This is a genomic window from Endozoicomonas sp. ALE010, from assembly GCF_049310165.1.
In the GTDB taxonomy this organism is placed as follows: Bacteria; Pseudomonadota; Gammaproteobacteria; order Pseudomonadales; family Endozoicomonadaceae; genus Endozoicomonas.
In genome coordinates this window covers 72,594-79,749 of record NZ_JBLYNV010000021.1, presented here as the reverse complement: position 1 = coordinate 79,749, position 7,156 = coordinate 72,594, and the positions used below count along the sequence as shown (strand labels likewise).

The 7,156-nt window shown below is 47.2% G+C and carries 7 protein-coding genes and 1 pseudogene; 4 read left to right on the top strand and 4 right to left on the bottom strand.

Translation table 11 applies throughout. The annotated features are described in order from the left end of the window. Window positions 1-334 (bottom strand): hypothetical protein (locus tag ACO6UY_RS11025; RefSeq protein WP_422489933.1); only part of this gene is annotated, 334 nt, incomplete at its 3' end. Between ACO6UY_RS11025 and ACO6UY_RS11020 the strand changes: the two genes are divergently transcribed. After that, window positions 333-518: a hypothetical protein gene (locus tag ACO6UY_RS11020; RefSeq protein ID WP_422462315.1), complete on the top strand. Its 186-nt coding sequence runs from the start codon at window positions 333-335 to the stop codon at window positions 516-518. The genes ACO6UY_RS11025 and ACO6UY_RS11020 overlap by 2 nt on opposite strands. 345 nt (window positions 519-863) lie before the next feature. Here the strand turns inward: ACO6UY_RS11020 and ACO6UY_RS11015 are convergent. Continuing rightward, a pseudogene (locus tag ACO6UY_RS11015) lies at window positions 864-1,076 on the bottom strand (transposase); the annotation flags it as partial. 2 nt (window positions 1,077-1,078) lie between these two features. Here ACO6UY_RS11015 and ACO6UY_RS11010 point away from each other — a divergent pair. From ACO6UY_RS11010 to ACO6UY_RS11000, 3 genes are all read left to right on the top strand, one after another. Then, a complete protein-coding gene (locus ACO6UY_RS11010; RefSeq protein ID WP_422462313.1) occupies window positions 1,079-2,023 on the top strand; it encodes an AarF/UbiB family protein in 945 nt (314 codons plus the stop codon). Between the two features lie 51 nt (window positions 2,024-2,074). Beyond that, on the top strand, window positions 2,075-2,767 hold the full coding sequence (locus tag ACO6UY_RS11005; protein WP_422462311.1) for a hypothetical protein: 693 nt from the start codon (window positions 2,075-2,077) through the stop codon (window positions 2,765-2,767). A gap of 78 nt (window positions 2,768-2,845) precedes the next feature. Beyond that, on the top strand, window positions 2,846-3,541 hold the full coding sequence (locus ACO6UY_RS11000) for a hypothetical protein (RefSeq protein WP_422489931.1): 696 nt from the start codon (window positions 2,846-2,848) through the stop codon (window positions 3,539-3,541). A 75-nt stretch (window positions 3,542-3,616) separates the two neighbouring features. Here ACO6UY_RS11000 and elbB read toward each other — a convergent pair whose 3' ends face one another. Both elbB and ACO6UY_RS10990 read right to left on the bottom strand, forming a co-directional pair. Further along, window positions 3,617-4,285, bottom strand: a complete 669-nt coding sequence (gene elbB / locus ACO6UY_RS10995; RefSeq protein WP_422449579.1) for an isoprenoid biosynthesis glyoxalase ElbB — start codon at window positions 4,283-4,285, stop codon at window positions 3,617-3,619. Window positions 4,286-4,690: 405 nt separating this feature from the next. Beyond that, window positions 4,691-7,006, bottom strand: coding sequence for a hypothetical protein (locus ACO6UY_RS10990; RefSeq protein ID WP_422449580.1), 2,316 nt, complete (start codon window positions 7,004-7,006; stop codon window positions 4,691-4,693). Window positions 7,007-7,156: the final 150 nt, after the last annotated feature.

The following is a 7,156-nucleotide window of genomic DNA, read 5'->3' as shown; positions in this document are numbered from 1 at the left end:
GTACATCCTTCATTGGTTCAGGCATGACCTGCACCATCGCTGAGGTATGTTCATTGCCAGTTAATAGCCTGTTGTCGCTGACTGTTGGCAGGTTTCTTGATAGGGAACTGATCACTCCCTGAAGCTTGGAAGCTGCGTCAGCAGGCATGGCCGGTTCGGTCTCCATTGGCTCCGGATTAGCAGGTAGCGAAGTTGCAGAACACACAATCCTCCTGCTGTTGTCAGTAACACGCCTGCGCTTTATGGGTGGGATGGGCCCGGATTCAGCTTGCAGTTGATGCGGTGGAAATGTTCCAGTGCCCGTTGTTGTCTGTTCCACCTGGTAACCTGACATGGATCGCTTTCTTTCTTGTTTTCGGCTGTTTGCTGGCTGGTGCCTTCCGGCTTTAGTGGCTGTTAACGGGGATGCCGTGTCTGCGGTTACTGAGGAGGAAGGTGACTGCATGGTTTCTTCCGGGATTACCTGTTTCCAGTTGGAGAATCGTCTGGGGATGACAACAATAGAACTATTGACCTAGCCCGCATATTTCATAAACGCTGCTATAGCTCGAATGATTGATTTTTTTTGAACAAACATAGCCTGTCAGATCGTAGCAGCGTATTTCTCTGCGGTGATATTGTGTCCCGCCATGGCTTTTTGTCAAAAAACATACCGATTTGCCTGACACCAGGGGCACTGAACCCTCAACCTCTTTCAGTTGATTCAATAAAACGCCTGCCAACTTAAAAGTTGTGTCTCTTATTCCGGTTTGAGGACTGGCAGAGCAGCAAAAGCCTCTGTCACTCGTTGCAGCAACACTTTCATTGGGTTGCTGCTGGGCAGATGTAACTTAACACGGTCTTTATACTCCACCACCTTAACCCCTGCGGGACAAGCCCTTCCCGAGTCGTGTAAATGTGGGGGCTGATGCCATATGGGTCTCGGCATTCAGAGGAATGCGACCGACAGCCAGCTTGAACATGGGGTCCTTCCGCAAATGGTTGCTGTCATTGGCATCCTGATAACCGCAGGCCATTTGCAGCACTCTTTGCGTCAGAAGATCCTGCATGGAATGGTCAATACAGGATTGATGTCGTTTTGGCTAACAATCCTGAAATACCTGTTACCGTTCCGAGATCAATCCTGGATAAAGCCGGATGTAAAGCTTATTCAGTGGAACGCCATATTGAAACAGGAACGATACGCTCCTGCTTTGAAATTAAAAAAGATGAAGAATCGCTGGTGGCCAAAGTGGTTCCGGACTGGAAAGCCAATGATTTGGCAGCAGGGTTAAAATCCATAAGAATGCTGTTATTTTTCATGCCAAAAGAAATTAGAATGGCCATCCGGGAAATGACTAATCCATTGATCCGGCAGTGCAATCTTAAAGAAGAGAAAAAGAACCAGGCTGCATTCAAAGAAGCACTGGAACAAACGGAACAAACAGTAAGACTTGATACTCTCTTGCCACAGGCAACCAAATTAACCTTCAGGGTGCCAAAGATAACCGAAGCAGTTGACGCTGATAACCTGCTGATCATGGAACACCTTCAGGATGGGCATGCGTTGAATACATTGATCAACCCGGAAAACCAGCAGTTGCGGTCAGAAGTCTACCAAAGGTGTTTTGGTGTAAATCTGGTTGATGATGATCTTTTCAAGTCTGTACTGGATAAAGTTCATTTTCAGGTACAGGAAAAATGGTGTGAGCTTGCCTTAGGGCATGGCATTGTTCATGGAGACTGTCACCCTGACAATATCATGTTAAGTTTCAAACCCGATGGCCACATAGATGTCTGGTTTAACGACTTCGGCAATTGCATCACGCTCACAGAAGCGCAGCGGACTCAGTACCCTGACACTGCTCACCTGCTGAGTAACCTGGCTGATCCATTCACACCTGAAGCAATGGATCAAACCAGGTTAGACCGACTGGTAGACACTTTATCTTGGATTAACGGGATTGTTGGGTATCAGAAGGAGGCTGTTAGTCCCCATCTGGATTCTCAGACATTATCAATATGGAACATTTTTGCCGGTTAGTTGTCCAATCATAGTATATTCCTCTGAATGAAATATTAATGGTGATCTAGCATGAAAAGCTCAGCTCCGGTTGGTGAATTACCCCCTTTTCCGCCCTCTCCTTATTGCGTAGGGGACAGAAAGGATTCTGATAGCACGCAAGCTGTTAGTTTAGCTAAAATTATGATGCGATATTGCTCAAACTCCAAGGGCGAACTCAATAAAGACAAGTTATCCGGTCTTCTGGGCAAGACAGTCAAGTATATTGCTGAGAATGCCGGAGTGGAGCTGCCATCAATTGTCAGTGGTGGTGCGGAACAAAACTCAGCCAGCAATAACCTGACAAATCCTGACCGTTGGGAATGGAATAATTGGGAGAGTAGGTTATTCAGTACGGAAGGATATGGCTTGAATGTATTGTTGCATGTCCGTTATCGCAAACTCGTTTTTGACATACTTAGTACCTATATAGGGGCTGATGAAGATAAAATTCGTGCTCTTTTTCAGCACCCACTATTTGAAGAATCATTGCGGGCAGGGGATCTCAAAACAGATATAACATCTCTCGACTTCAGGGGCATTCTTCAGAAACACCAAGGTGCTTCAACTTCAAAAATATTAGGTGAACTGTTGACTATCTGCGCAGGTGGGCCTAAAACGTTTCTTCAGCTTAAGCCCACAGGGTTGATCAAATCAGCCATTGCATTGGGCTATCTGCCGGAAGAAGGCATTGAAAAGATTTTTAACTTGACAGCGGAGACATAAATATATGATTAGCGGTCCGCTGAGAATATTCACAGCCTGAGCATATTCGTCTGAATCAAATACCCGGGGACTTCTGATATGCATCCTTCAGCTGGAAAATCACCCTTTTTGCCATCCTCAGTTGATCGTGCAGAAAGTAAACATAATCCTGATAGCCGTGCAGTTGTTGCAAAGGGTACAAATCCTGACAGCAGTGCAGCTGTTGTATTCGGACAAAGTATTATCCGGTATTGCAGTGACGGTAAGCTCAATCCCTATGGCGAGTTCAATCTTAATAAAGAACAATTATCCCTCCTTCTGGACAGGGTGATCAATTATATTAAGGATCAAACCGGAGTGTTGCCATCGGTTGTCAGTGGTACTGCGGCAAATAAACCAGCCAGCAATAACCCGACAGATCCTGACTGTTGGGACTTGAATCGGTGGGAGAGTGGCCTTGGCATTAAAGATATGCCTTGCAGACATCGCAGCGTTATATGTTTAATACTGGGTGCCAATATAGGCCGTGATGAAGGTAAAATTCTTGCTCTTTTCCAGCACCCAATATTTGAGGATTCATTACGGAATGCAAAGATCCCCATAAATACATTAGAATCTCTCCATGTCAGGAACTTTATTCAATTAAAGGACTGCCCCTCAATATTCGCTAAACTGCTCGATTTTTACGGGGAGCAAGGCGATATTAAGCCCGCAGGGATCATCAAATCAGCCATTGCATTGGGTTATCTGCCGAGAGAGCACATTGAACGGCTTGTTCAAGCTGCTCGCAGGTAAAAATATGAAAAGCGAACGCCAGAGAATATTCACATCTTGGTTAACTACTTATATTCCCGGGCTTGAAGCTGATCATCAACTGGTCATTGACAGCACTTTAGTGACCAGCTTGCCAATACCTGCGGCAGCCTCACTGATATTTTGTGCCAACATATAAGCTGGAGTGGTCACCAGTTTATGGGGCTCATCAATGACAATTTCATCAACTGCACAGGGCTGGTGAGTCACTCCGGTTTGCTCCATTGCCTCGGCAGTTGCTGCATCATTACCAATGGTTGCCCTAACGCCTTCGGCAAAAATACGACCAGCCATTGCCGGAGCAATGCAGATCAGGCCAATTGGCTTACCGGCTTCCGAGAACGCCTTAACGGCAACCATCATATCAACCTGCACTCGCAGCTCAGCGCCTTTAAACGCAAAATCCGACAGGTTTTTCGCTGCCCCAAAGCCACCCGGAACAATCAGGGCATCAAAGTCAGCGACTTTCAAAGCTGCCAGGGGTTCGATATTCCCCCGTGCTATTCTGGCGGCCTCCACCAGAACATTTCGCTGTTCCTGACTTTCTTCCCCGGTCAAATGGTTAATGACGTGGTGTTGATTAATATCAGGAGCAAAGCATTTATAGGCTGCTCCCTGCTGTTCAATGCTCAGTAGTGTTAATACTGATTCATGAATTTCAGCACCATCGTAGACACCACACCCGGAGAGAACGACGGCGACTTTCTTCTGATGATTTGAACTCATTAGCGTATTCTCCTATCAATACATTCATTTACAGATCGCACAGAAGATCTCCTGAGAAAAAGGACAACTTTCTATCAGAGCCTCATTGCAAGTCTCGACTGTTCTATTAAAGTAGTTCTTATCTCAGCTCAACAATAAATCATTTTGGAGTCAATAGATGGGGGTGTCCCAGGAGGCTGACCGAGAATAGACTGCCCTGTGCGGTAACTGCTCCTGCATTCACATGGTCGTGCAGAGAATTAAACAAAAAAATCCGTTTTGTGCGACAAATAGAACCTATATTCACCTCACAAAACGGAATATTTACCCTCAATTTTTTGTCCCCCCTTCCTCAGGAGACACCCGGATGGATGATTTTACCGGGCAACCTTCTGGAAGAGGGTCTTCAGGATGGGCACTATTTTTTCAGTTGCCCTCATCGACTTCCATTGGCTCTTCACCCGTCAGGTTGGCAGGGCTCAGTGCCTTTTCCATCAACATGATTGACCATGCCTGGCCAGTGGCTCCTCCACCATAAACGATTACCTTCTTCTCCTCCTCGGATTCATACGTGTTATACCATTCACTTAATCCATTGCGACGTTCACCTGCCTCGTGCAACTCCAACAACAGCTCTTTAACCTCTGGAGTACTCTCCATGTGATTGGTCAGAGCATCAATTATCCGGTATTCGATCTGCGGCCATACCAGAAAACCTTTGCTATCGATCAGCATGTCTTTTTCGTGGTTGTTAGCCATATTGATGGGAGAGAACACCTTCAGGCCAGCTTCCGTCAGTTGTGATCTGATCAGTTTTACCACCGCAGGGTGATCTTCCGGTTGAATCAGTCCGTTTTCAATAGCCAGTGCCAGCCCCTGCAGGTTGACTTCCTTACCCTCCAGAAAATCCTTGTTGGCATTAACCAGTGGGGAGATATATTCCATGGGTTTGTTCATGGACTCGCGGCCGGTGGGATTATCCGAATGGACAAAGTCCCTCGGGTCAAATTTGCCGTCCTTGTTATAGAGGAAGGTTTCTTTAATCAACTGTTTGAACTTCGCCAGTTCATCGCTGACGGCCTGCGGATTATCATCAAGCAAGGCGGAAATAAAGCCGGAAACGGGTGTTGTCCCGGGTGGGAAATGTTTACTCAGTTCGATCTTGAGCTGGGGGCCGATCTCTTCCAGATGATGGGCCAGTCCGGTGAAACCCTGATAGAGAAAACAGGCATTACTGCACAGCAGTTTCTGATACATCCAGGTGTCGAGCATATCACGGTTATCGCCACCCTGAGGCAAGCCATTGGCCGGGTCCAGTACTTTTTTATCAAGGTAAGCCATGGCATGGGCAAGGTTGGGAACCAGTTTCCGGACGTCGTCCTTTTGCTCCTGAGTGCCGGCAAGTTCCAGCAGTTTGGTCATGGAGCGAATAAAGTGAATTTCACTGTCGGTGGTGCCCGGCGTTAATGTGCCGAGGGTATCGGTCAGTAAGCCCCTTAAGGTATGGGTCGGATTGGGTACACCCGGGTCACCCGTATCTTTCGCCATTAGGTAGTTAGCATAAAGCTGGTTGAGTATGGTCTTCAGTTCTTCCGGTGCGATGGTTTTCAGGGACTCCGAATCCAGAGTGGGCAGGGTGATCCCGGGGAATTTTTCTTTCATATAGTCACGCAGATTGTAGTACCAGCCATTCCCGGTGTCTCCCCCCAGCACCCGCTGATAGACAAATTCGCTCAAATACGGGTCTGGAATCACTACCTGAGGAATCAGTCCACTGTCGAACTGCTTGCTGGCAATGGATGCCAGAGAGTCCGTCAGCTTTTTGTGGGCCTCAGGGCGGGTGACGTCTTGTTTGCTCAGGGTATCGATCATAATACCAAAATCACGCATCCATACTGTTTGCCCATAGCGATCCCCAAGGGATGCAGGCAGCCCCCGGGTGATCAGGGATTGCTTCAGGGTCTGGACGAGTCGCAGTTTATCTTCACCGCTCTGCTTACTGATGAAATCGTTCACGGCGTTCTTGACTGCCTGAGACAGTCCCTGCTTACGGGTCAGGCGATCATCGGTATATGTCCGCCAGTAGTCCCTGACGCCTTGGTCTTTCAATTCCTCTATCACCCTCTGGCGCAGGCCTGCAACCTGTGGCTCCGGCACCGCGTCTTTTGCGTCACAACCATCTCTGTGACCAAATATCATCAAGTTGAAAGCTTCTTTCTGTTTTGCATTGAGGGTGTGATAATGGGATTTGAAATCGTAAACATCTGCATCCGGACCCAATTCTTTGCGGATCTCGTCCGTCATCATGCTAATGCGCTCTTGATTGACCCGAACAGGGACCTCTTCGGACTCTCCGTAGTAAGATTTGCCGTCGATTTCAATGCAAGCGCCGACAACGTCGACAAGTCCGTCAGGTTTGACCCGCAGGCCATTTTCAAAACTGATATAGACTCTGGGCAATACCGCCTCAATAGAAGCATCCTGAAACAGATTTCGCTCGGCCATCATTTCCTTGACCACATCAATTCTGCTGGTGGCACCAAATTTGATGTCGTCGCCTACCGGCTGGGTAGGCGTTAGCAGTTTTTCTATGGGAGGTTTGATGCGTACAGTTCTCTGATTCGAACCTAAGAATCTTGTCAGAACGTCATCACCGGTATCCACTTTCTCCCGGTTGTTCGTGGTGTGCACCAACAAGTATTGGGCTTTATCACCAAACAAGCCCGAAGCTTCGATACTCATAATTACTATCCTCTCGTTACGTTGTGAAAAGTTTTATGGACGTACCGACAACTCTGACAAGTAGAAAAGTGATTTGTTCCCAGTACCAGTGAAGAAATAGAAGTACGTAAATACCAGTTGTAATTAATTATTGGTACATCGTCTGGTAAA